Source organism: Pseudomonas mercuritolerans (assembly GCF_025706525.1).
In the GTDB taxonomy this organism is placed as follows: domain Bacteria; phylum Pseudomonadota; class Gammaproteobacteria; order Pseudomonadales; family Pseudomonadaceae; genus Aquipseudomonas; species Aquipseudomonas mercuritolerans.
Window position 1 is genome coordinate 1 of record NZ_JAMSHA010000003.1, and the last position, 23,878, is coordinate 23,878.

General features: G+C 55.4%; 19 protein-coding genes and 3 pseudogenes. 15 read left to right on the top strand and 7 right to left on the bottom strand.

Going from position 1 to position 23,878, the window contains the following annotated elements; genetic code table 11:
- From ND528_RS08535 to ND528_RS08555, 5 genes and pseudogenes are all read left to right on the top strand, one after another.
- Nucleotides 1-530: pseudogene (locus tag ND528_RS08535) on the top strand (hypothetical protein); the annotation flags it as partial.
- A gap of 80 nt (nt 531-610) precedes the next feature.
- Complete coding sequence (locus tag ND528_RS08540; protein ID WP_263470096.1) at nt 611-1,552, top strand: PoNi-like cognate immunity protein; 942 nt, start codon at nt 611-613, stop codon at nt 1,550-1,552.
- Nucleotides 1,553-1,555: 3 nt separating this feature from the next.
- A complete protein-coding gene (locus ND528_RS28230) occupies nt 1,556-2,626 on the top strand; it encodes a DUF2931 family protein (protein ID WP_330221311.1) in 1,071 nt (356 codons plus the stop codon).
- A gap of 282 nt (nt 2,627-2,908) precedes the next feature.
- Nucleotides 2,909-3,178, top strand: a pseudogene (locus tag ND528_RS08550) (DUF2790 domain-containing protein).
- Between the two features lie 90 nt (nt 3,179-3,268).
- On the top strand, nt 3,269-3,667 hold the full coding sequence (locus tag ND528_RS08555) for a hypothetical protein (RefSeq protein WP_263470097.1): 399 nt from the start codon (nt 3,269-3,271) through the stop codon (nt 3,665-3,667).
- Here ND528_RS08555 and ND528_RS08560 read toward each other — a convergent pair.
- Nucleotides 3,664-3,933 carry a DUF1652 domain-containing protein gene (locus ND528_RS08560; protein WP_263470098.1) on the bottom strand — a complete coding sequence of 90 codons (270 nt, stop codon included), beginning with the start codon at nt 3,931-3,933 and terminating at the stop codon, nt 3,664-3,666. The genes ND528_RS08555 and ND528_RS08560 overlap by 4 nt on opposite strands.
- A 369-nt stretch (nt 3,934-4,302) precedes the next feature.
- Here ND528_RS08560 and eco point away from each other — a divergent pair, with 369 nt between their 5' ends.
- Nucleotides 4,303-4,788: a serine protease inhibitor ecotin gene (gene eco, locus ND528_RS08565; RefSeq protein WP_122698181.1), complete on the top strand. Its 486-nt coding sequence runs from the start codon at nt 4,303-4,305 to the stop codon at nt 4,786-4,788.
- 36 nt (nt 4,789-4,824) lie between these two features.
- Here eco and ilvA read toward each other — a convergent pair.
- A pseudogene (gene ilvA / locus ND528_RS08570) lies at nt 4,825-5,814 on the bottom strand (threonine ammonia-lyase, biosynthetic); the annotation flags it as partial.
- A gap of 285 nt (nt 5,815-6,099) precedes the next feature.
- On the opposite strand from ilvA, the gene ND528_RS08575 reads away from it, so the two are divergent.
- Both ND528_RS08575 and pncA read left to right on the top strand, forming a co-directional pair.
- Nucleotides 6,100-6,267, top strand: coding sequence for a hypothetical protein (locus tag ND528_RS08575; protein WP_163032847.1), 168 nt, complete (start codon nt 6,100-6,102; stop codon nt 6,265-6,267).
- A 50-nt stretch (nt 6,268-6,317) separates the two neighbouring features.
- Nucleotides 6,318-6,944 (top strand): bifunctional nicotinamidase/pyrazinamidase, encoded by a 627-nt coding sequence (gene pncA / locus ND528_RS08580; protein ID WP_263470099.1) that lies wholly within the window; start codon nt 6,318-6,320, stop codon nt 6,942-6,944.
- A 5-nt stretch (nt 6,945-6,949) separates the two neighbouring features.
- Here pncA and ND528_RS08585 read toward each other — a convergent pair whose 3' ends face one another.
- Together ND528_RS08585 and ND528_RS08590 are read right to left on the bottom strand one after the other, a co-directional pair.
- Complete coding sequence (locus tag ND528_RS08585; protein WP_263470100.1) at nt 6,950-8,251, bottom strand: ATP-binding protein; 1,302 nt, start codon at nt 8,249-8,251, stop codon at nt 6,950-6,952.
- A gap of 4 nt (nt 8,252-8,255) precedes the next feature.
- Complete coding sequence (locus tag ND528_RS08590) at nt 8,256-8,957, bottom strand: response regulator transcription factor (RefSeq protein ID WP_016774890.1); 702 nt, start codon at nt 8,955-8,957, stop codon at nt 8,256-8,258.
- A gap of 253 nt (nt 8,958-9,210) precedes the next feature.
- On the opposite strand from ND528_RS08590, the gene ND528_RS08595 reads away from it, so the two are divergent.
- The 4 genes from ND528_RS08595 to ND528_RS08610 all read left to right on the top strand — a co-directional run bounded on the left by ND528_RS08595 (nt 9,211) and on the right by ND528_RS08610 (nt 15,073).
- Nucleotides 9,211-10,368 (top strand): efflux RND transporter periplasmic adaptor subunit, encoded by a 1,158-nt coding sequence (locus tag ND528_RS08595; RefSeq protein WP_263470101.1) that lies wholly within the window; start codon nt 9,211-9,213, stop codon nt 10,366-10,368.
- Between the two features lie 15 nt (nt 10,369-10,383).
- Complete coding sequence (locus tag ND528_RS08600; protein ID WP_263470102.1) at nt 10,384-13,482, top strand: efflux RND transporter permease subunit; 3,099 nt, start codon at nt 10,384-10,386, stop codon at nt 13,480-13,482.
- Between the two features lie 162 nt (nt 13,483-13,644).
- Nucleotides 13,645-14,286, top strand: a complete 642-nt coding sequence (locus ND528_RS08605) for a DUF1345 domain-containing protein (RefSeq protein ID WP_130912206.1) — start codon at nt 13,645-13,647, stop codon at nt 14,284-14,286.
- A gap of 313 nt (nt 14,287-14,599) precedes the next feature.
- Entirely contained in the window at nt 14,600-15,073 is a 474-nt protein-coding gene (locus ND528_RS08610) for a hypothetical protein (RefSeq protein ID WP_137213711.1), read from the top strand.
- A gap of 55 nt (nt 15,074-15,128) precedes the next feature.
- Here ND528_RS08610 and ND528_RS08615 read toward each other — a convergent pair whose 3' ends face one another.
- From ND528_RS08615 to ND528_RS08625, 3 genes are all read right to left on the bottom strand, one after another.
- Nucleotides 15,129-17,483 carry an autotransporter outer membrane beta-barrel domain-containing protein gene (locus tag ND528_RS08615; RefSeq protein WP_263470103.1) on the bottom strand — a complete coding sequence of 785 codons (2,355 nt, stop codon included), beginning with the start codon at nt 17,481-17,483 and terminating at the stop codon, nt 15,129-15,131.
- A 223-nt stretch (nt 17,484-17,706) separates the two neighbouring features.
- Nucleotides 17,707-19,695, bottom strand: coding sequence for a hypothetical protein (locus tag ND528_RS08620; protein ID WP_263470104.1), 1,989 nt, complete (start codon nt 19,693-19,695; stop codon nt 17,707-17,709).
- Between the two features lie 126 nt (nt 19,696-19,821).
- Complete coding sequence (locus tag ND528_RS08625) at nt 19,822-20,652, bottom strand: hypothetical protein (protein WP_137213714.1); 831 nt, start codon at nt 20,650-20,652, stop codon at nt 19,822-19,824.
- A 223-nt stretch (nt 20,653-20,875) separates the two neighbouring features.
- Between ND528_RS08625 and ND528_RS08630 the strand changes: the two genes are divergently transcribed.
- From ND528_RS08630 to ND528_RS08640, 3 genes are all read left to right on the top strand, one after another.
- Complete coding sequence (locus tag ND528_RS08630; RefSeq protein WP_263470105.1) at nt 20,876-21,904, top strand: LacI family DNA-binding transcriptional regulator; 1,029 nt, start codon at nt 20,876-20,878, stop codon at nt 21,902-21,904.
- 149 nt (nt 21,905-22,053) lie between these two features.
- Nucleotides 22,054-22,836, top strand: coding sequence for a sugar phosphate isomerase/epimerase family protein (locus tag ND528_RS08635; protein ID WP_263470106.1), 783 nt, complete (start codon nt 22,054-22,056; stop codon nt 22,834-22,836).
- Complete coding sequence (locus tag ND528_RS08640) at nt 22,829-23,848, top strand: sugar kinase (RefSeq protein WP_263470107.1); 1,020 nt, start codon at nt 22,829-22,831, stop codon at nt 23,846-23,848. Before ND528_RS08635 ends, ND528_RS08640 begins: the two co-directional genes overlap by 8 nt.
- The last annotated feature ends 30 nt before the right edge of the window (nt 23,849-23,878 follow it).

Below are 23,878 nucleotides of genomic sequence, written 5' to 3' on the forward strand. Positions count from 1 at the left end.
TAGACGCGGTTTGGCGGGCTAATCCCGCAAACAATGGCGGCGAAAAGTTCGCCATCGTAGAGGCAAAGGCAAGCCGTGATGAAGATGCACCGAAGTTCATGCGGAAACTGAATAATACGAGAAAGCCGGGGGTCGCATCGAAGTTAGGCGTTTCTGGGCTCTCGGAACCGAGTGAACTCATAGAACCTGCCGAAAACGCCGAACCAACAGCCATCGCAGCAACCAAGAGAAAAATCAACAAAGGCAAGAAACAAACTCACGCCCAAAAAAGTGAAAAACCCACAACTAAAAAAACGAAAAGAATACTCGTGCAGATGAGTGACGAATGGATTGAGGAAAATCTGGAGAAAGCGGTATCGGGATATTCGCTACAACTGCAAATAGCTGGCTCATATAGTCGCCATTTGTTTTACACCCCTCTCTACCACATCAGCTCCAGCCCTAAGGAAACGCTAGCGCTCGCCTTAACAATACAAACGAATCGACTCATGAAAACCATAAAGCGTTCCACTATTCGGAAGCTGAAGTGAAGAGCTTTGTCAATAAACGTAAAAAATCACTAACAAAGAAATATGGCGCAATAGATTCGCTTAAGCTAGAGGTGTAAAAAATGACTAAAAGACAAAAATTCTTTAGCGAAGCTCATTATAAAAACTTTTTACGAGAGCACGACGAAGCAACTGAGCTTCTGAAAACCACCATATTCAAATCCGACACTCCAGAAGGCGAACAAACAATCCGCGCGAGATTTATTCAGCGTTTGGCACTCCGAAAGTTGAGCGCGACTTATACGGCGGGAGAAGAGATTCAGTCTTTGATTCCCCTCCTTGAAAATTTAGTTGAGAAGTATGAGCTTAGGCAGGCCACGCTAGCGAAATCTGAAAACCTACCCGAAATATCACCGTTAGCCATTGATGATTGGGCGCATGAATATGAAGAATGCGTGCAAGTTATTAGTCTTTGTATTTTGCTTCATCGCACAGACCTCCTTAAACGATTCGTAAGACTGCTCGACAATGCGGGATATGCCGGTGACGACACATTATATGAAGACTTGCTCTGCAAAATCCTGCCTGACCGAACAGATGTAGATCAGTGGTATCACGAGGTTTATTCTCCTCTAATTCAAGCGATTTATGCAGATACAGGAGAAGAAGCTTCGGACCTTCTCAAGAAATTCTGTAGTCAATGGTATCCAGCTTTCAAACAGGCCCCTTGGCATGACACCCACCTTCAGGGAGAGGAAGGAAACTATGTTGGATACTGGGCTTTCGAAGCTGGAGCTGTTGCTTTTCTATACGGTATCAACGACAGCAAAATAAATCACATGGTTTATCCAAAGGATCTAGTTGAATACGCCCGCAACTATCAACCAACCAATAATTCTCAGGTCTCGCGAATCGACGGCGGCCAACCCTGCAGTAGAACTGGTTACTGGTTCACTCCTGCGAAATCTGACTCAAGACAACATTTCCAGCAGGGCGAGATTATGCCGAGATTCAGTGATTCCAAATGGGGCGAAACTATCTGGTATTGGTCTGGCGAAGAGTAACCATTGCCGCATCTCTCGGCTATGATCCGAGCTGTTGAAAAGCGCTTGGTCAAATGGAAAGGCATGCAGCGCAACAGCTCTGCCGCCTCCTCCGGTTCAAGCCATCCGAAAAGAGCGGAAAAGCCTGCGAACAAAGGTGCCGCCGTTGCAGCCAAAGGCACACACGGCGCAAGTGGCACTCACTCCAATCAGGTCGAAGCCTCCAAAGTTGGTCTTCAGGCTCCTTCCAGCATTTTGAACGAGGGCTTGGGTGTCAGCGGCGAGCACATTGCCGAATACATCTATGCCGTGGAGTTTGGCTGGGGCAAGGACTGGGATGGACACGACAAGGGCGTTGACGGTAAGTGGCTTGAGGGAGTGCCACGCGCGAGCAAGTTGGGGAAACTTTCGGCGGGCGGCGGCCCCAAGACCAGGCACACACAAATGAATAATATTACTCCCTTCCTACTTGCCACCATGCTGCTGGCAGGATCCACCTGCTCAAATGCAGGTTCGTTGCCATATGATGCTTGGCGCTTGGGCTTTTCGGCATCTGACTACATGGAAGTCTGGATCGAAACAGCGGATGTTGTGGATATGAAAGGGCAAGTATATCGACGTGCAATGAGTGGAGTTTCAGCCATTCAGACCCCTGAGAATAATAAGGGCAACCCGAAAGGCTGGCCTAAGAAATCGGGTTGGGGGAAAGGTAAGTACGTGACGAATGCAGATTTACCGAAAAAAATCTACGTCCGTTGGCAATCTTTAGTCGAACCCCAGACATATCAAGTAGGCATTGATATAGCTGAGTCAACTCGGGAGATTATGTGCACGAGTGAAAAAACTTATTGCGCAGCTACAGGAAAGTGGACAACCGGATACCGAAAAGCAATCGCAATCGGTCTCGCACCCGGTGGCATTGTTAAAGTTTGGGTACTTGGGCCATGCCTGACACCCTTAGAGGTTATGCGAGTAAAAGCTGAGGTGGATCCGCGGGGGCCGTACGAAGGCAAATCGGGTGGTCAATACGACGCGCTCTCTGAGATTTCTAGAATGCATGTGAAGAAATTCGGCGTGCCATATGGCTCTTGGTGATGTCACCGGCTGCGTACTGCACTCTCAGTTACCGTAGGAAACTGCTTCGATGAGGAGGACCACACGTTGGTATCCTCGCCTCCACCAAGTAAAGACATATAAGTACGGCTTCCGCCGCTTGTAGCTGGCTTGCTTACGACAGCCGGCGATCAGCCCCCCCCTAACCCCCCAGTCAGACACTCCACAGCACCGCACACCCTCAGCTCTCCCCCGCTGACGTCCAGTGCGGCAGGCTCGTTCGGCTTCGTGCCGGGCGCCTATCCGTTACGCTGGAGTCCTCTCATGAACATTCGTCCCTTCCTGCTCACCGCCACCCTCGCCTGCTGCTCATACGCCGCACTGGCCCAAGCCAACGACACCTCCGCCACATCGAATCAAACACCCTACCAATACGGCATGCCACTACACGTGGCGAAGGTGCTTTCGCTAACCGAGCCGCCGACCCTCTAGTGCAAAGTCATCACCGCCGACATGAAATACATCGACAACACCGGCAAGCCCGCACAAATCAGCTACAGGAAATTATCTGACGCTTGCGGTCAACAGAACTGACAGACGCTTCTGATTTTCCGGTTGGCCATAGGCGTGGGGTGGTTTCGGCGAGTATGCTCGGTCCCTTCCCTACTGCCGCAAGGATTGGCCATGCAGTTGTCGTTCCGCACGTTGTCGAGCTTCACTTCAATCCTGTGTTTTCTGCTGGCGCTGGTCTGGGGATTTTTTCCAGAGGTGTTGCTGGCGATCTGGAGTATTGGCTATTCGGAGGGCACGGGCGTAGTCGCAAGGCGCAGCGCGGTGCTGTTTGCGGCGTTGGGGGTGATGTTTTATTTGCTGCGCAATTCTCCGCCGTCAGCGGCACGCAGTGCACTGAGCAATAGTTTTATCGTCGGCTGTTTCGGTTTGGCGGCGTTGGGTTTTGGCGAATGGCTCAATGGTCATGCCGGCCCCGGGATCTTGCTCGCGGTGCTGGTCGAGTTCGCGCTGGGCCTTGGTTTTGTGAAGGCCCGGCGCGTGACGGTCGAACTGGGTGAAACGGTGGGTTAAACGGCTCGAGAACGAGCCCTGTTTTGATGTGTCATGGTTTGTTGCGCGAGATCGGAACGCAGCTCTGCGACCAGGTTGTTGATCTCACGGCAGCTGTTCAAGCGGCTGGCGTCGATTCCACTGACGTAGAGCTCGGCCTGGTCGGTTCGATGGTCGCCAAATACTTTGACCGACATCGACAAGTCTGGTGTCAGCGTGCACTGGCAGCGTTTCGGCAGGAAGCTGCTTTCAATGATATTGCGTAATTCCAAGGCAGATAAAAACATGGCGAACCCTCTCCTTTCTGTGCGATTGCCAATCAAGTATTCACGCTGACCCTTTGCTGCGCCTTCACGGGTGTGCCCCCGCTGTTTCCTTGGTGCAGCAAGTGGTGGTACTGCGAAATGCCCATTGGAGTGTAGGCGCCCAAATCCGGTGCGCCTTACCGAAAGAACGCATAAAACGTGCCTTTGATCGGTTCGTTTTGCTTCTTTCAAAATCAAGCACTTGGAAAAGTGGCCAGTATCCTGCTATTTGCAAAATGCATGAACCGACCACCTGTCCCCTGCAATCTGCAATCTCCGGCTGAATTTGCTTTCGACGACCATGACGGCAAGAATGTCTCCCAATGCAATTCAACCCGCACGGAGGCTTCCATGAATTCCTTGAGTATTTGCGCGATCACCGGCCTGTTAATCGCCAACCTTTCCACCCTCGCCCACGCCGCCAAACTCGAAGACGTCGCGCCGTATCCCAAAGCCGAAGCCGGGTTTACCCGTCAAGTCATCCATCTGCCCAAACAAGAGCAGGAAGAGAATTTCCAGGTTGAAATTCTCGCCGGCAAAACTCTGGAAGTAGATTGCAACCGTCAACGTCTGGGCGGTGTTCTCGATGAAAAGAATCTGCAAGGCTGGGGCTATCCGTTCTATCGCCTGGAAAAGGTCATCGGCCCAATGAGCACGATGATGGCCTGCCCGCCTGGCAGTCAGAAAAAGCGCGCTTTCGTTCCGGTCGTCGGCGACGGCTTCATGTTGCGTTACAACAGCAAATTGCCGGTTGTGGTGTACGCGCCGTCGGACGTCGAAGTGCGTTATCGCATCTGGTCGGCGTCGGACAAAGTCGGCACCGCCCTGCAGGAATAACCCGAGCGCTTGTTACGCCGGCACGCCGCAAGCAGCGGCGCGCTCGGCGACATGGCGCAGGCTGTCGAAGTTGATGTTGGCCCCGGAGTCGATGGCGACGAATGTCTGATCGCGAACCCCACTGCGCGCCACGTACTGCTTGATCCCCGCCACGGCCAGAGCACCTGAAGGTTCAGTGATCGAACGTGTATCGTCGTAGATATTCTTGATCGCGGCGCAGAGCTCGTCATTGCTGACCGTGATTACCTCATCTACACAAAAACGGCAAACCTCAAAGCCATACGCGCCGATCTGCGCCACCGCTACGCCATCGGCAAAGGTACCGACGCTTGGTAGAACCACCCGCTCGTCCGCGCGCAAAGCGGCTTGCAGACAGGCCGAATGTTCGGATTCGACGCCGATGATCCGCACTTCCGGGCGCAGGTATTTGACGTAGGCCGCGATTCCGGCGATCAAGCCTCCGCCGCCGACCGGGATAAAGATCGCATCCAGCGCGCCTTGATGCTGGCGCAGTATTTCCATCGCCACGGTGCCTTGTCCGGCGATCACGTCAGGATCATCGAACGGTGAAACGAACGTGCGTCCGCTCTGCTCGGCCAAATGCAACGCGTGGGCCAGAGCAAACGGGAAACTCTCGCCATGCAGCAGTGCTTCGGCACCGCGACTGCGCACGCCGAGAACTTTGAGCTCAGGGGTGGTAGACGGCATGACGATCGTCGCGCAGATGCCCAACTCCCGTGCCGCCAGCGCTACACCCTGCGCGTGATTACCCGCCGACGCAGTGATCACTCCCCGCGCTCGCTGCTCATCGCTCAGTTGCACGAGTTTGTTGTAAGCACCACGGATCTTGAAAGAGAACGTCGGTTGCAGATCTTCGCGCTTGAGCAGGACCCGATTGCCCAGTGCTTGCGACAATGCCGGCGCAGGCTGCAACGGGGTACGCACCGCAATGTCGTACACCGGCGCGGCCAGAATCTTCTTTACGTAGTGCTCAAGCAGGGCTTGCTGGTCGGGGCTGTGCGGCATGGTCGTCTCCTGACATTTTTCAGAACCCCGGAGACAGAAAGTAAAAACCCGCCTCTAGGGCGGGTTGGGTGCTGCAGTAGTGAGCTAGCCCGCCAAATGAGGAATGGCGGTAATAATGCTTGGCTGGCAGCGCGATACGGTGAAAGTCATGGACTGGAAATTAGCCTGCCGGCGGATGACAAGTCAATGGCTGCTGCAGAACTTTGAATCTTGCACAGAACGGAACAGTCACTGCAAAGGAGAACAACAACTTCCGTTCCAAGCCGATGAAAGTGGAGATTGACCATGAACATTCGCCAAGTGCTGTTCGCCGTCCCGCTGCTGGTCGCCGCCCTGTCCAGCCCTGCTGTTTTCGCTGTAGATGAAAGCGACGCCGTCAAGAAACCCGAATGCCCGAAAGGCCAAGTCTGGGACAGCAAAACCCAGCAATGCGTGTTGCAGACCAGCGGCTGAACACAGCCCTGCTAAACTGGCAGAGGTTTTATTCCAAGGAGGATCGCCCTTTGCCAATTTCATCTCGCACTGCCTTGCTGGTCATCGATGTTCAGAACGACTTCATTCCCGGCGGCCAGTTACCGGTGCCTGAAGGTGACCGGATTGTGCCGCTGATCAACCGGCTCGCGCGTCAGTTCAGGCAAGTCGTTATTGCTCAGGACTGGCATCCGAGCGGGCATGTTTCGTTCGCATCCAGCCATCCGGGACGGCAACCCTACGACGTCATCGAGTTACCGTACGGCGCACAAACGTTGTGGCCGGATCATTGTGTGCAAGCCAGTGCCGGCGCCGCATTCCACCCGGAACTGGATTTGCCACACGCGCAATTGGTCATCCGCAAAGGCTGCAATCCCGACATCGACAGCTACTCGGCCTTTCTCGAAGCGGACCGACGCACCACTACGGGTCTTGCAGGTTATCTGAAAGAACGCGGCATCGACACCGTGTACATGGTCGGCCTGGCCTTGGATTTTTGTGTGATGTTTTCGGCGCTGGATGCGCGCGCGGCAGGCTTCAATGCCTTCGTAGTGATGGATGCTTGCCGGGCGATTGATCTGGACGGTTCGCTGGCAGCCGCGACTGCCCGGATGCAAGAGGCCGGCGTCGGCCTGATTCAGTCATCCGATATCCGTTAGACGTGTCAGGCGGTCGCAGGCAGCCATAATCTGAACCGCGCACCACCCAATGGCGAATCCTCAACTGTCAAAGTGCCGCCCTGCGCTTCCAGCGCTCGGCGGCTGATCGCCAGACCGAGGCCGAAACCACCCGTCGCGCGATCACGGCTGCGGTCGAGCCGGTAGAACGGTTCGAAAACCCGCTCGCGCTCATCGTCGGGAATGCCGATGCCATCATCATCGACCCAGATCTCACACCCGCCGGCAATGACTTGTACGCCAATCTGAATGCGCTTTTCGCAATAGCGCATGGCATTGCGCAACAGGTTCTGGATAGCCCGGGCGGTCAGACGCGGATCCAGCGCAAAGCGTTCGAGCTGACCGTGCAACAGAACATCAATGACGATCTCCGGCGATTCCAGTTCTTCGTCGACACTACCGAGAATGCTGTCGATGAACTCGTCCAGCGACACCTCGATGCGCTCGGGCGATTGCGCGGGATTCTGCAAGCGGCTGTAGGAAAGCAACTCCAGCACCAGTTCATCCAGTTCACGAATATGCGCGACCAGGCTCTGCAAGCGCTCGCGACTGGCGGCTGGCAAGTCTTCGGACAACGCCAAGGCCAGGCCGAAATCCAGACGCGTCAACGGCGTACGCAGTTCATGGGAAACAGCGTTAAGCAGGTCGCGCTGCTGGTTGAGCAGGTTCTCGATATCGCCGGCCATGGTGTCGAACACGTTGGCGAGGCTGCCGATGTTCGAACTCGGGGCGATTCTGGTTCGCTCGCTCAAGTGGCCTTTGCCGAAGCGTTCGGCGGTGCCTTTCAGACGCTCCAGATCGCGCCAGTGTGGGCGCAGCCAAAGCAATAGACAACCGAGCAACATGGCGCCGATCAGGACGTTGATGCTCCAGTACAACAGATCGACGTCGACCGGATCCGGCGGCACGACCATGCGCACGGCCATTTCCGCATTCAACGGAGTGACCGCCAAGGTGCGCCAGCCCCAGTCGCCGATGCGTACGACGTTCTCACCACGGTGCAGTCGCTCCTGCTCAATGGGCGTGAACACTGGGTCGTCGATTGGCGTCAGGACGATGTGCAGGGGCTGGAATTCCTTGTCCATCGCCGCAGCAATCGCCGGCCACTGCTCTTGCGGCGCAGCATGAAACTGCTTGGTGATCAGCGATTGCAGACCTCGGGAAAAGTCCAGGTTGTAGGTGACGAAGCGATCCCGGAAGGCCATGACCACTAGGTCCGGCACCAGATAGATCGCCGCGCTATAGGAGACGATGGTCACCAGATACAGGCGAAACAGGATGCGAAACATCAGCTCAGCATTCCCATTCGGAGCGGCTGAACAGATAGCCCTTGCCCCACACGGTCTTGATCTTGCGTGCTTCGCCAGCGTGATCATCGAACTTGCGCCGCAACTTGGAAATCGCCACATCCACCGAGCGATCGGTGCCATTGAATTCAATACCGCGCAGCCGCTGAAGGATCTGATCGCGACTCAGCACTTCGCCGGCGTGCCGGGCCAGCACCACCAGCAAATTGTATTCGCCGCTGGACAGCTCAACCGCTTGATCACGCCAGGTCACGGTGCGCTCGGACAGGTCAATGCACAGATTGCCCATGACGATCCGATCATTTACCGCCAAAGGCTCGCCGAGGCTGCTGCGCCGCAACAAGGTACGCACCCGCGCCAGCAGCACTCGTGGCTCGCAGGGTTTGGTGACGTAGTCGTCAGCGCCCATTTCCAGGCCCAGCACCTGATCATGACTGTCATCGCGGGCCGTGAGCATGAGGATCGGCAGTGTCGCCGAATCGGCCCGCAGCAAGCGGCACACCTGCAAGCCGTCGAGGCCCGGCAGCATGAGGTCGAGGATCACCAGATCCGGCGGACTGATCCGCGCCCGTTCGCGCACATGGTCGCCACGGCCGATGACGCTTACGGAATAACCGTTGCGCTCCAGGTAGCTGGAAATCAGTTCGGCGAGGGCGGTGTCGTCTTCGACCAGCAGGATATTGGGCATGGGGTGTTCCAGAAAATGCTGGGGCGACAGTCAGGACTCATTCGCTCGCACATTGAAATGCGATCTCCTGTGGGAGCGAGCCTGCTCGCGAAAGCGATCGAACTGTCGCAATAAATTTCAAGGTTTGCAGGATATACGCCCTCGCGCACCACCGAGCAAAACCCTTACACAATTTCACACAGCAACTACAAAGCTTCACCGCTAACCTCCCCGTCTGGCCGTAGGATGCGGCCTTCAATATTGGGGGTTGTACATGTCTGGAAAACTGCTGGCCGGGCTCGGCCTGATCGCATTGGCACTGACACTGAGCGCCTGTGATTCGTCATCGAATGCCGAAGAGCAGGCGCCGCCGGCCACGGTGCGCATCGAGACCATCAAAACCCAGCCATTGTCGATCAGCAGCGAACTGAGTGGCCGCATCGCCGCACCACGGATTGCCGAAGTGCGTGCGCGAGTGGCCGGCGTAGTTTTGCAACGCACCTACCGCGAAGGCAGTGACGTGAAAAAAGGCGATGTGCTGTTCCGCATCGACCCGGCACCTTTCAAGGCCGATCTGGACAGTGCCGAAGCCGCGCTGCGCAAAGCCGAGGCCAACGCCTTTCAGGCGAAACTGCAAGAAAAACGCTATGCGCAGTTGATCGAGGACCAGGCCATCAGCGGTCAGGACTACGACAACGCCCGCGCCGCTGCCCGGCAAACTGCCGCCGATGTCGCCGCCAGCAAGGCAGCGCTGGAACGGGCGAAACTCAACCTCGGTTATGCCACCGTGACCGCGCCGATTTCCGGCCGCATCGGTCGCGCGCTGGTCACCGAGGGTGCGCTGGTCGGACAGAACGAAACCACGCCACTGGCACTGATCCAGCAGCTCAACCCGATCCATGCCGACCTGACCCAGTCGACCCGCGAGCTCAATGAATTGCGTCGCGCATTTCGCTCCGGGCAGTTGCAGGAAGTCGGTCAGGATCAGGTCAAGGCCACGCTGATTCAGGATGACGGCAGCCTGTATCCATTTCCCGGCAAGCTGCTGTTCAGCGACATCACCGTTGATCCAGGCACTGGCCAGATCATCCTGCGCAGTGAATTCCCCAATCCGGATCTCGACCTGCTGCCCGGCAGTTTCATCCGCGTACGCCTTGAGCAGGCAACCATCCAGAACGGCATCACCGTGCCGCAACGCGCGGTGCAGCGTGACAGTGCCGGCATTGCCCAAGTGCTGACCGTCGATGAGCAGATGCGCGTGGCGCAGCAACCGGTGCAACTGGGTGCGGTGCAGAACAATCGGTGGATCGTCACCGGTGGCCTGAAGCCCGGCGACCGCATTGTCATCGAAGGCCTGCAACACGCCCGTCCCGGGGAAAAGGTACAGATCGACGAAACCCCTCTTCCACTTGTCCAGACCACTGGTCAGTAAGCAGGACGCTTTAATATGCCGCAGTTCTTTATCGACCGTCCGGTGTTTGCCTGGGTGGTCGCCTTGTTCATCCTGTTGGCCGGTGCGCTGGCCATTCCGCAGTTGCCGGTCGCGCAATACCCGGACGTCGCGCCGCCGCAGATCGAAATCTACGCCGTCTACCCAGGCGCCTCGGCGCAGACCGTCGACGAAAGCGTGGTCAGCCTGATCGAGGAGGAACTCAACGGCGCCGATCACCTGCTCTACTTCGAATCGCAGAGCAGCCTGGGCAGCGCGACGATCAAGGCAACTTTCCAGCCGGGCACCAACCCCGAGCTGGCGCAGGTCGATGTACAAAACCGCCTGAAGGTGGTCGAGTCGCGCCTGCCGCAAGCGGTCAATCAGCAGGGTTTGCAGGTGGAGAAGGTCTCTTCCGGTTTCCTCTTGCTGATTACCCTGACCTCCAGCGACGGTAAGCTCGATGACGTGGCGCTCAGCGATTATCTGGCGCGCAACGTGATGAACGAGATCAAGCGCCTGGACGGTGTCGGCAAGGCTCAGTTGTATGGTGCCGAGCGGGCGATGCGCATCTGGATCGATCCGCAGAAGCTCATCGCCTTCAACCTGACGCCGGCCGATGTCAATGAAGCCATCGTTGCGCAGAACGCCCAGGTTTCAGCGGGCAGCATCGGTGATTTGCCGTCGCCTTCCACACAGGAAATCACTGCGACGATTCTGGTCAAGGGCCAGTTATCGACGCCTCAGGAATTCGCCGACATCGTGCTCAAGGCCAATCGCGATGGCTCCACGGTGCGCATCGGTGATGTAGCGCGAGTGGAGATCGGCAGTCAGGAATATCAATTCGGCACGCGCCTCAACGGCAAGCCGTCCACAGCCGTCGGCGTGCAGCTCTCTCCGGGTGCCAACGCGCTGAACACCGCGACGCTGGTGCGGGCGAAGATGGATGAACTGGCACGGTACTTCCCGGCCGGCGTGGAGTACAAGATTCCTTACGACACTTCGCCCTTCGTCAAAGTCTCGATCACCAAAGTGATTTACACCCTAGGCGAAGCGATGCTGCTGGTGTTTGCGGTGATGTTCCTGTTCCTGCAGAACGTGCGCTACACGCTGATCCCGACGCTGGTGGTGCCAGTGGCGCTGATGGGCACGTTCGCGACCATGCTCGCGCTGGGCTTCTCGATCAACGTGCTGACCATGTTCGGCATGGTGCTCGCGATCGGCATTCTGGTGGATGACGCCATCGTCGTGGTAGAGAACGTCGAGAGGATCATGGCCACCGAGGGCCTGTCGCCCAAGGAAGCCACGCGCAAGGCGATGACGCAGATCACTGGGGCGATCATCGGCATAACGCTGGTGTTGGTCGCGGTGTTTATTCCGATGGCGTTCATGCAGGGCTCGGTCGGCGTGATCTACCAACAGTTCTCGCTGTCCATGGCCACCTCGATTCTGTTCTCGGCGTTTCTCGCCCTGACGTTGACGCCGGCGTTGTGCGCAACATTGCTCAAGCCTGTCGCCAAGGGTGAGCATCACGAGAAGTCCGGATTTTTCGGCTGGTTCAATCGTCGCTTTGAACAACTGACCGACCGCTATCAGGGTTGGGTCGGCTACGCGCTCAAGCGCACTGGTCGTTATCTGTTGATCTACGTCGTGCTGCTGATTGGGCTCGGGTTTTGTTTTGCGCGCCTGCCCTCTTCGTTTCTGCCCACAGAAGATCAGGGTTACACCATTACCGATATCCAGCTGCCACCAGGCGCAACGAAGAACCGTACCGTACAAGTAGCCGAACAGCTCGAAGCGCACAACGCCGGTGAGCCGGGAATCAGTGACAGCGTAGTGATCCTGGGTTTCAGTTTCTCCGGTAGCGGGCAGAATGCGGCGCTGGCGTTTTCGACGCTCAAGGATTGGTCGGAACGTGGCAGTGACGATGCTGCCAGCTCGATTGCCGATCGCGCCAATGCTGCGTTGAGTCAGATCAAGGACGCCATGGCGTTCTCGGTGCTGCCGCCGCCGGTGGATGGTCTCGGCACGTCCAGTGGTTTCGAGTTCCGCTTGCAGGATCGCGGTGGACTGGGCCATGCCACGTTGATGCAGGCGCGAACGGAACTGCTCGCCGCCGCCGAGAAAAGTCCGCTATTGATGAACGTCCGTGAAAGCGCGCTGGCCGAAGCGCCGCAGGTGCAACTGATCGTCGACCGCAAAAAGGCCAATGCCTTGGGCGTTTCGTTCGCCGACATCGGCAATGTGCTGTCCACTGCGGTGGGTTCCAGCTACATCAATGACTTCCCCAATCAGGGGCGCATGCAGCGCGTGGTCGTGCAAGCCGAAGGCGATCAGCGCAGTCAGGTGAACGACTTGCTGCAAATGCACGTGCGCAACAACGTCGGGAACATGGTGCCGCTGTCGGCCTTCGTCCAGGCCGACTGGATTCAAGGGCCGGCGCAATTGACCCGGTACAACGGCTATCCGGCGATTGCGATTTCCGGCGAACCGTCTGCCGGGCACAGCACCGGCGAAGCGATGGCGGAAATTGAACGCTTGGTAGCGTTGGGGCCGAAAGGCCTGGGCCAGGAATGGACCGGGCTGTCGCTCCAGGAGCGTCTGTCCGGCAATCAGGCGCCGATTCTGCTTGGCCTGTCGCTGCTGGTGGTATTCCTGTGTCTGGCGGCGCTGTATGAGAGCTGGTCGATTCCGACCTCGGTATTGCTGGTGGTGCCGCTGGGTGTACTCGGCGCGGTGCTGGCGGTGACGATGCGCGGGATGCCTAACGACGTGTTCTTCAAGGTTGGTCTCATCACCATCATCGGACTGTCGGCGAAGAACGCGATCCTCATTATCGAATTTGCCAAGAGCCTGTATGACGAAGGTCACGACCTGATCGATGCAACGTTGCAGGCTGCTCGCTTGCGCTTGCGGCCAATCGTGATGACTTCGCTGGCGTTCATTCTTGGCGTGGTGCCGCTCGCGATTGCCACTGGCGCAAGCTCGGCGAGTCAGCAAGCGATCGGCACCGGCGTAATTGGCGGGATGATCACTGCCACGCTGGCGGTGATCTTCGTCCCAGTCTTTTTCGTCGTCGTCATCAAACTCGTACAACGCTTCAACAAACCCCACTGATCCAAATGTAGGAGCTGTCGAGTGCAACGAGGCTGCGATCTTTTGATCTTGAAAAGCTAAAGTCGAAAGATCGTCCGATCGCGGCCCGAGCCTTCGGCAGCTATTACAAAAGCCGGATCGCCTGCGCTATGGTGCGCTGACAGTTCACCAACGTGAGTCCCCATGCGCTTGCTCTCCCGCACCCACCCTCGCCTTTCCGTTGCCGCCGTGCTCGGCCTCGCCACCGGCCTGCTGGTCCCGGCCGACTCCATCGTCAGCAAAATCCTCATCGGCTGGAACGCCGGTGTCTGGACTTACCTGATCCTGATGTTCTGGCTGACCGTGCGCGCCAAGGCACCGGACGTCAAACGCATCGCTGAAGTCGAAGACGAAAATGCCGGGTTGGTACTGTTCGTGGTGTGCATCGCCGCACTGGCCAGTCTGGCGACCATTACCTTCGAGCTTGCCGGCAGCAAGGATCTGGAAACCACGCGCAAACTCATGCATTACGGTTTTACCGCGCTGACGATAATCGGTTCGTGGCTGCTGATCGGGGTGATTTTCTGCGTGCACTACGCGAGGTTGTATTACACCTGGGATGGCAAAGAACCGGCGTTGCGCTTTGCCGAAGGGCTGACCACGCCCAACTATTGGGACTTCCTGTACTTCTCCTTCACCATCGGCGTGGCGGTACAGACAGCGGATGTCGGCGTGGCGACTCGGGATATCCGGAAAATCGTGCTGGCGCAGTCGTTGATCGGGTTTGTGTTCAACACCGCGATTTTGGGGTTTTCGATTAATATTGCGGCAGGGTTGTTTGGCTGAAACTCAGCGAATCTCCGAAACTGCAGAAATATAGTCGATTGGTTGTCTTTACTCAGGCGGCATTCGCTATCGCTGTTGCGTAATTGGATATTCAGGGAAATAACAGACATCAAGGATGTCTGTGTATGCGTTGATGCATCGCCATTCTGCAATCCATCAACGTTCCTGACAGATCATAAAAAACGCATTCTGTAAACTGTGAAGTCTGACAGTTTACAGACTCACCTAATCGCGCTCTGATGCAGTTCCCGTGGCTCGATTTGAATGCTGATCCGCTGGACCCTCTTGCGACTTCAATGATGGAGACAAACTCATGAGTACAGCACGGAAACTGCGTACACCTATTACGAAGTACTCCCCTCTCGATAATAGCTTCAGCGCATCTATCGACAAATCGGAGCCTATTGATTTTCAGGCGACGTTTAAAAAGGTTATCTATCCACAGGAGGGGGAACCTCCTCGCTGGACGATTGAGGCACGTTATCGTGACTCGACAACCAACCAGATCCAGAGCATCAGGGTTATTTTTCTGAAGACTCCGGAAAATAACAAACCGGTCCTTGCAAATGAAAATCTGCGAATTCTCTACAGCAATACCGCAGAAGATCCACCTTCTGAGTACTCTACAAGCGCTGCGACAACGGCAATAGATTTTGATTCGGCGGCTGGTTCAGTGAGTGGCAATATCAGCGCAACTGTCAGTGACGGCTTGGAAACACCAAAGACTCATGAACTAACTATCGCTTTCAACTTGATCGCAGAGAATTGGGTAAAACGTATTAAATGACATTTGCAAGACAATAAGAAGGAGGCTTTCGCCTCCTTTTTTATAAGATATGCATTTAGAACGCAATGCTGAAGCCAGCGCTCACATTATAATCCTGACTGACCGTCTTGCTTTGACTCGACCCCGCTTCGGCAAAAATCTGTACTCCGTTCGGCAAAGCCCAATTGACACCACCAGCGAGCTCCATACTGGTTGTCGACGTGTCGTTATTGAAGCGGCTCTCGTTGACATTGACCTCATTGGACTTAATGAACTCATGGCCCATCGCTACACGAACTCTCGGCTGAATTTTCTGGCCATTGCCCAAATCGATCTGGCTACCCACATACATCCCCCCCTTGGTAACAAGGGTGCGTGTAAGTTGACTGTCGACCTCAAGCCCATTGTCCAGAGAGTAATGCTTACCAGAGATCACCGCGGCATTGACTTGAACAAACGGGGCCAGAAACAGATCAGCGGTCAAATCATATTGCTTACCCACTTCCAGCGATCCACTTAAACCATACGTGTTGTAGTCACCTTTGCTGCGTTCGCCATCGCTCATGCTGACATTCAACCTGTTGTCGAAGCTGTTGATCTTCACGATTGCATCGATGTAGAAACCGGACTGGGCATCAAACTTTGTCAGGTAGCCACCTACCGAATAGCTATCGACCGTGCCAGTACTACCATGTTTCAAATCGAGATCGGTTTTGCCATAGCCAACCATCGCCCCCACTAACCATTCGCTCTCCGCCAGACGGGTATCGGCTCCAATAACCAGCCCCTGTTGAGTCTGGCTATAACCATCACCGTATCCGTTCTGCACGCTGTAACGATTGCCATAGGTGCGCATCCAGAAGCCGCCGGCCCCGGCCGTCAACCGACGATCGCCCATTCGCGTATTGAGCAGCGTACGCTCCGCATCAATCACTGTAGGTGCAGTATTGGCGATGGCCAATACAGAGCGGGTACTGGTGCTGATTTGCGTATCAGGTCGAAGAAACCAGCCGTCGCCTTCCTCGAACAACTTGTAGATGAAAGCGCCTGCGTCTACCGAGCCGTTGTTCAACGCAAACTTCGCATCACCACTGGCCACCTTGACCAACTGAATCGGCTCGTCACTCGTGGGTTTGCTGCCAGTCGCTGTCACTGACAGCTGATAGTTGCCGTCTGCGCGGTTGGTGACATTGAGGAAATCCGTTTGTTGACTGCCAAAATCCGTGGCCATTTTTATTACGCCATTGCCAGACAAATTTTCGACATCCAGCTTGTAGAAGGTCTGCCCCGGAGCGAAATCGAGCGTGCCACCTGCCATTTCCAGATTGCCGACTTGATTGTTACCGGCCAGAACCCAGGCAGAATCATTAAGGGTAAAGCTCGTTACATTCTCGACATTCCCGGTAAACGTCGAACCGCTTTCGACTCTCACGCTTGAGCCATCCACTGCATTTCCTTTGAATAGCCCGTGAAACGCACTGTTGTTGCTGAGCTTTAATGCAGAGACATTCAACAGATCACCGGTTAAGGAAGCACTTTGATCCAACGAAACACTCACTGCACTGCCTGGCTGGACAGTGACATTGCCGTTCAGCTGGCTATTCGCGACACTGAAATCAACAGACGTACCTCCCGCGACTTCCAGAATCGAACCGTTACCCCCTGAAAGAGTAGAACCATTCAGCACTTGTATGACCAACGGCCCCAACGGATTGAGACCCAGGTCAGCGACAATCGCCGCGCCGGTTTTTCCTTCAATGCTCGACTTGTCCAATACCAGCTGGCTGAGTAGTTCATCCGAACCATCCAGCCCATAAATCACGCCGTTAAGATCACCGATTACCTTCGAGTTGGCACTCAAATTAGCAGAACCACCAGACAGTGACAAACCAAAGCTATCGCTACCAGTTCCCTCGACAGTGCTGTTACTCATGTCAAGGACACTATAAGAGGTCAAAAACGCCCCGCCCGCGGCTCCCTGAACAGTGCTGTCCTGCAAGTGAACAACCGAGCCAGTTTGGGTGCCCTGCTCCCGGACAGCCTGCAAACCAATAGCCAAACCTGATATCGTGGAACTCTCGATGTTTGCTGAGCTGTTAACCAGCGACAGCGTGATGGAGCCGCTTGTACCAGATATCGTCGCGCCATTCAGATTGACTTGAGTTCCCTCAGTAGCCTCTATTTCTCGGGTTTTGCCCGCGTTGACATTCAACGTCCCGCCGAAAGTAGAAATATCGTGAGTCTCTGCTCCGTTGACAGTCAAGGTAGAACCTGTACCGAAACTCCAGCTCTCGATCGGGGATGCGGGCGTAAGGGTTTCACTTTCACCAGGATTGAGTACTCGTGCTTGCGCGGCAGAGGAACAGAAAAATATCAACATCAAACCGGGCGACCACTTTCTGATAATTCTATGCTTGCTAAACGTCAACATAAGAGTTCACCGAACTTACCGAAATATAAAGAATCGGCTCGACAACTCGCTATCAGAATGCCCAACCGAAGGGCGGCAAGATTATCGTCACACACGCACATTCGATGTAGGAAAAGTCTGATATGGTGAGGGTTTTATCCTCCTGAGATGTCGGAAATTTTAACGCAACGATTCCCGCCACGACGTTCAACCTGCTGTCGTGGCGGGAAACAACTAAAACGCTTTACTGATCCTCGCAGTACTCACCTTTCGGATTGACCAGGTATATCGGGCTATCGAACTCCACCGACGGATATTCCGTCGCGTTGATCTCCACCGTGTACCAGATCTTCCAATACCCACGGTAATCGCCGGGTGGAACGGGAATCGGATCAGGAGGTGGCACCGGAATATTTCTGATGTTTGGGTCATATGGCGTAATTGCCATATCGAATCCGGCAGCGCCTTCCCCTCCGGTTATTGGGTGTGGCGCAGACTCGAATGCTGTATTCGGAGACTCCTCAGTCATCGCCGCATCGCGATACCCTTGGGCGTAGAGAATCACAGTTCTACCGTCCAGCAGATGAGTTGCATTGCCCGGAATACCAACTTTCAGTCCGAAACCAGCTTCTGTGAGATCCTCACAATAAATAGTCGTGCCAGACTCTCGCGCAACGACTGGTGGATCCAGCTCAACCACAATCGCGTTATTGGTGACATCGGTAATCGGAGACGGATTTTCATTGACCCCACCGATATCGGATACGAAATATCGAAGTTTCTTGTTGATCCCCAGTCCACCAGCACTAATAACAGACCACGGCAGGGTCATTGTTACACTGGTATCCCCATCAGTCAGGAATTCAGGTCCGAAACGCACCCCCTCATACTCGCCGTGAATTTGTTGTCCAGTCTTCACCGGTTTGTCGACGTCCGTCCAGAGCTGGATAGTCACCGTGTGATCTTTGTCATAGTCCGCAGGTTCCAGGATGTCTGGTACTGCGGTACTCGTGATGTGTGGCTCTTCCAATAAATCATTGGGAGGAACAGGGTCGGTGGGGTTGACGGGACCTGGATAGTAGATATTTACACCAATTTCAAGCTCGGAATCACTGATGACTTCGGTGCCGCGCAAGAGAGTTGCAACAATAGTTACCGGCTTGTCCGTCGTGATATCCGCATCACCATCGTAGTACTCAGTGAAAATATCAGTAAAGGGCACTGGCACCGATAATGGGTCGTTAGTCCCGAATGCAAACTCGCCAAGGTTTTGGCCGCCCCACTCTACTCTGACTTCATCATCATCCAGTATATTATCTACTCTCCTCAACTTTACGGTGGTATTGGCTGAATCTTTAAGATCAATCAACTTATCAGTTTCCGCCAGATCAACAATAGGCGTTTCAAGCACTGGCAGTGGCGCAAATAGTACTTTCACTCCGGCGGCGAACGACAAATTACTGACATTCCCCACTTCATCAGTAATCGTGTAGTACGCATAGATAGCCAGAGGGTCAAGCAACCTGAACTTGTTGATACTGACATTAATAAGTGCTGCCGCAGGCCCCTCATAAATCGGTTCCTCCGTATTACTTGCAGAATAGACCCTGCTTATCCAAAAACGCAGAATGTCACCCGGCAAAGGATTTTGATAGTTATGGGTAAAATTAATAACAGCGTTTGGTGAGTTGCGCTCGATAAAATCTTCGTCGATCAGATTGCCAGGCGATAGGATAGGCAGCCTGCCAATTGTCGGACGAGCTTTCGCGCCACCCGGCACGGCTTGATAAGGCGCACGCCTGTCAATGATGATTGTTGTAATATCTGAGGAATATGGATTACCGGCCGGTTGCGGTTCTACACGGTATTGAAGTTCCCACGTGGTCGGTGTTTCGGGCGGATTGACCTCCAACAACAGATCCGAGTCAATGGAGATTTCATACTCTGAAGGTCTTCCATCAACAGCTTCAGCGTCGAAAGAGTTAACGATTGTCCATGCCGTAGTGCCTGCTTGGCGTATGCGCGTCACCACTTTGTCGTTAGGCATATCGATAGGCCATCTTGGCAACTTTACTGGGAGTTTTGCACCCGGCAAGAGTTTGTTTGCATATACACGTCGGTCCGCGGGGCTAATGATGTCGTCCACCACAGGCGGCGGGCCGGCCAAAGGCACATTCATTCTGCTCTCGACTGCCAACCGATCAACTTCGGAAAGCTCTTGCTTAGCATTCATCTGATTTTCTCCTCGCCCATTACCCAAATTCTCACAGATGAGAATTCAACGTTTACGCAACACCACAACCTCGCACGAACATTGATACAACCAATATTCAATTTCAGAGCGAATTAATATTTTTCTTCAAACCGGCCCACAGGGAATATCTTCACCCGGTATTATACGGTCGATTTTTGCCAACTCATCCCTGGATTGACCAATATAACGCCCATCCCTTTTGACTCTATATCGCGCGGTGATAGAGCATTTATCAATCAGCTGCTCCAAATACGGGGAAAACGGAATAGATGGCAATTCAAACCCGTCCCTGTTTCCTGCCTCAGCAAGACTCATAGTATGACTCAACTCTCCCGCCGAACCCTCTACATAGAATTCTTCACTATTAGTAAGCTCGGAAAAACCTCGCCATGAAAGTTCACAAACGTCGTTTTCTCTAAAGTTCTGGAAAGGCACTTTCACATACACACCTTCCCATATCGGTTTTTTGGTAGCGCAGTTCAAATAACCGTAAAAATCCACACCCGTAAAGCTCGGACTCAACAGAATCGGCAGTGGAATAACGCTGTGATCAATCGTTAACCTCTTTTCTTCGGAGGTTAATGGGTTACCAAATGGCTGAGGCGACACCCGATAATAAAGGAAGGCAACTCCATCATTCTGAAACAGCCCCTTATCGAGCGGGATCATAAACTCGGTTTCAGTAATTGGTCCTACTTTGGGGTCGTTGTAAATCCGGACTGCGACGCCACCATCTGGCCTCCAGAACACTTCCAGCAAATCGGTCTTTTCGGGAGCATCGGCATAGATTGGCCATCGAGGCACTCTTGCCACACCACCGTTGAGCAATACTTCTGCGGGTAACCGTCCATCAGGATCACTGTCCGGGACACCATCTACGGTCGGAGGATCAGCCAGTAATATGCCAGCGTTATCACTCTTGCGATGCATCGACATAGCGAAGTCCTTACAAGCCAGATAATTGCTCTAAATAGTGAATATCGGTGTGTAAGGATTAGAAGGCTCCGCGCGATGTTTGCCTACTGTCATATCTGACAGGTATTTGCACCGTTCGTCGGGTCAACTCAGGATTGCTGTTGATCCTGCGCTTGACGAAATCACATCACTGTCGTTCACTGAAACCGGTTTCAGCGCTACCCCAATAACAAAAAGGTCCGCAATGAACGACTTCTCCGCCGCCCAGCGCAGCCGCGTGACCATGCTCGACGTCGCCGAACGCGCTGGGGTGTCCAAGGCCAGTGTCTCGCGCTTCATCGGCGATGATCGCGCCCTGCTCTCCGACGCCATTGCCCTGCGCATCGAGTTGGCCATCAGCGAACTCGGCTACCGCCCCAACCAGATGGCTCGCGGCCTGAAGCGCGGGCGCACACGCCTGATCGGCATGCTTGTCGCCGATATCCGTAACCCCTATTCGATTGCCGTGATGCACGGGGTGGAAACCGCATGCCGGGCGCACGGCTACAGCCTGGTGGTGTGCAACACCGACCGCGATGACGAGCAGGAGCGCCAGCATCTGGCGCTGTTGCGCTCGTACAACATCGAAGGGCTGATCGTGAACACGCTGGGCCATCACCGTGACGAATTGCATGAGCTGCGCCGCGAGATGCCACTGGTGCTGGTCGATCGTAAGGTCGATGGGCTCGACAGTGATATGGTCGGGTTGAACAACTCGCAAGCAGTAGAGATGGCGCTCGCGCATCTGGAGCAACGCGGATATCGGGATCTTTTGCTGGTGACTGAACCGTATGACGGCACCAGCTCGCGGATCGAGCGGGTCAGCAGTTTTCAGGCGCAGATTGCTCAGCGCACGACTCTGACTGGCGCGGTGCTGGAAACCGGTGATGATCTGAACGCGCGACTTCAAACCTTTTTAAACACACCCGGTGATGGCCCGAAAGCGCTGTTTTGCGCCAATGGTGTCGCGGCGCTTGCGGCGACTCACGCGTTACGCGCACTCGGTGTGCACTTGTTCGAGGATGTCGGGTTGATTGCCCTGGATGATCTGGATTGGTATCCGCTGGTAGGCAGCGGGATCACCGCGCTGGCACAGCCGACGCAAGAGATAGGCGCGCGGGCGTTTGAGTGTCTGCTCAAGCGCTTGCGCGGAGATGATGAGATGGCGCGGGTGCTGGATTTTGCGCCGGCGCTGGTTGAGCGTGGGTCGACCCGTGAGGTTGGCGGAGTCTGATCTGACGCCTTCGCGAGCAAGCTCGCTCCCACAGGTTGATCCCATTCCATTGTGGGAGCGAGCCTGCTCGCGAAACGGCCTGCAAAAACACTACAGAATCACCTGATTTTTTTGAACAAAAATGAAACCGGTTTCAGAGGTCAATAACAATGAATAAACCAGCCGTTTCCATCAGTCTGTCCAGCTACGGTGCCGAGCTTGTGCGTCAGCGCGGACAGGATGCTTTCATCGATGTGCTGGCTGCGGCCGGCGCCAATCGCATCGAGTGGCGCGAAGAACTGCTTACCCGTGAAGACCCGGCGGAACTGGCTCAGGCTACCCAGGCGCAGGGCCTGCAAAGCATTTATTCCTCACCCACCGAACTCTGGCTCGCAGGGCAAGCGCAGCCAAATCCCGAACTGATTACCGCGCTGCAACAGGCCCAGGCATTCGGCTCGAAATGGCTGAAAGTGTCGCTGGGCTATTTCACTGACAACTCTGATTTGCAGGCACTGGCCGAGCGACTCAAGCAGAGCCCGGTGCAACTGCTGGTGGAGAACGACCAGACCTTGCACGGCGGACGTATCGAGCCGTTCCAGCGTTTCTTTGCCGCCGTTGAGCAGCACAACCTGCCGATCAAGATGACCTTCGACATTGGCAACTGGCACTGGCAGGACCAATCTGCCGCCAGCGCCGCCCGCGCGCTTGGGCGTCATGTCGGTTACGTGCATTGCAAAGCCGTGGCGCGCCGCGCCGACGGCAAACTGGTCGCCGTACCGCCGGCCATCAGCGATCTGCATCTGTGGGAACAACTGCTGCGGCACATGGACCAAGGCGTTATGCGCGCCGCCGAATACCCGCTGCAAGGCGATGACCTGGTGCAACTGACCCGCGAACACGTCGCCGCCCTCGCCCGCCTCGGTCAATCGCGCCTGGAGCCAGCCCATGTCTGAGATCGATATTCTTTCTTTCGGTGAAACCATGGCAATGCTGGTCGCCGAGCAGACCGGTGATCTGGCCAAGGTCGAGCAGTTTCATAAACGTATTGCCGGGGCCGACAGCAACGTCGCGATCGGCTTGTCGCGCTTGGGTTTCAACGTCGCGTGGTTGAGCCGGGTCGGTAACGATTCACTCGGGCGCTTTGTAGTCGAGACACTGATCAAGGAAGGTCTGGATTGCAGCCACGTTGAAGTCGATAAAACCCATCCGACCGGCTTCCAGTTCAAATCACGCAACGACGATGGCAGCGACCCGCAAGTCGAATACTTCCGCCGTGGTTCGGCGGCCAGTCATTTGTCGCCGCACTCCATCAACGACAACCTGCTCAGCGCCCGCCATTTGCACGCCACCGGTATCCCACCGGCGCTATCCGCCTCGGCGCGGGAAATGTCCGTCGAACTGATGACCCGCATGCGCGCCGCCGGACGCAGCGTGTCGTTCGACCCGAATCTGCGCCCAAGCCTGTGGGCCAGCGAAAGCGAGATGATTCGCGAGATCAACCGCCTCGCCGCCCTCGCCCACTGGGTGCTGCCGGGGTTGAGCGAGGGCCGCTTGCTCACCGGTTTCGATGACCCGGCGGACATCGCTGCGTTTTACCTGGATCAAGGTGCCGAGGCGGTGGCGATCAAGCTCGGGCCTGAAGGCGCTTATTACCGCACGCAGCTGGATCAGGGTTTTGTCGCTGGCGTGCCGGTAAGCAACGTGGTCGATACCGTGGGCGCCGGTGATGGCTTTGCGGTGGGGATGATCAGCGCCCTGCTCGAGCATCAGAGTTTTGCCGAGGCCGTGCAGCGAGCGAACTGGATTGGCAGTCGCGCGGTGCAGAGTCGTGGGGATATGGAAGGCCTCCCAACCCGTCAGGAGTTATCGGTTGAATTAAAGGCCGCCTTCGCGAGCAGGCTCGCTCCCACAGGTGAGTGCATTTCAAATGTGGGAGCGAGCCTGCTCGCTAAGAAGCCCGCCTGATCACCGCAAATCAATGAACCTGCTGCGACA

Bases quoted from the DNA above. Each gene is read 5' to 3' on its own strand.
- ND528_RS08620 (WP_263470104.1), bottom strand. From the start codon at position 19,695: ATGAATGCTAAGCAAGAGCTTTCCGAAGTTGATCGGTTGGCAGTCGAG.
- ND528_RS08640 (WP_263470107.1), top strand. From the start codon at position 22,829: ATGTCTGAGATCGATATTCTTTCTTTCGGTGAAACCATGGCAATGCTG.
- eco (WP_122698181.1), top strand. From the start codon at position 4,303: ATGAATTCCTTGAGTATTTGCGCGATCACCGGCCTGTTAATCGCCAAC.
- ND528_RS08560 (WP_263470098.1), bottom strand. From the start codon at position 3,933: ATGTTTTTATCTGCCTTGGAATTACGCAATATCATTGAAAGCAGCTTC.
- ND528_RS08540 (WP_263470096.1), top strand. From the start codon at position 611: ATGACTAAAAGACAAAAATTCTTTAGCGAAGCTCATTATAAAAACTTT.
- ND528_RS08585 (WP_263470100.1), bottom strand. From the start codon at position 8,251: ATGTTTCGCATCCTGTTTCGCCTGTATCTGGTGACCATCGTCTCCTAT.
- ND528_RS08595 (WP_263470101.1), top strand. From the start codon at position 9,211: ATGTCTGGAAAACTGCTGGCCGGGCTCGGCCTGATCGCATTGGCACTG.
- ND528_RS08600 (WP_263470102.1), top strand. From the start codon at position 10,384: ATGCCGCAGTTCTTTATCGACCGTCCGGTGTTTGCCTGGGTGGTCGCC.
- ND528_RS08615 (WP_263470103.1), bottom strand. From the start codon at position 17,483: ATGTTGACGTTTAGCAAGCATAGAATTATCAGAAAGTGGTCGCCCGGT.
- ND528_RS08635 (WP_263470106.1), top strand. From the start codon at position 22,054: ATGAATAAACCAGCCGTTTCCATCAGTCTGTCCAGCTACGGTGCCGAG.
- ND528_RS08555 (WP_263470097.1), top strand. From the start codon at position 3,269: ATGCAGTTGTCGTTCCGCACGTTGTCGAGCTTCACTTCAATCCTGTGT.
- ND528_RS08575 (WP_163032847.1), top strand. From the start codon at position 6,100: ATGAACATTCGCCAAGTGCTGTTCGCCGTCCCGCTGCTGGTCGCCGCC.
- ND528_RS08605 (WP_130912206.1), top strand. From the start codon at position 13,645: ATGCGCTTGCTCTCCCGCACCCACCCTCGCCTTTCCGTTGCCGCCGTG.
- ND528_RS08625 (WP_137213714.1), bottom strand. From the start codon at position 20,652: ATGTCGATGCATCGCAAGAGTGATAACGCTGGCATATTACTGGCTGAT.
- ND528_RS08630 (WP_263470105.1), top strand. From the start codon at position 20,876: ATGAACGACTTCTCCGCCGCCCAGCGCAGCCGCGTGACCATGCTCGAC.
- ND528_RS08590 (WP_016774890.1), bottom strand. From the start codon at position 8,957: ATGCCCAATATCCTGCTGGTCGAAGACGACACCGCCCTCGCCGAACTG.
- ND528_RS08610 (WP_137213711.1), top strand. From the start codon at position 14,600: ATGAGTACAGCACGGAAACTGCGTACACCTATTACGAAGTACTCCCCT.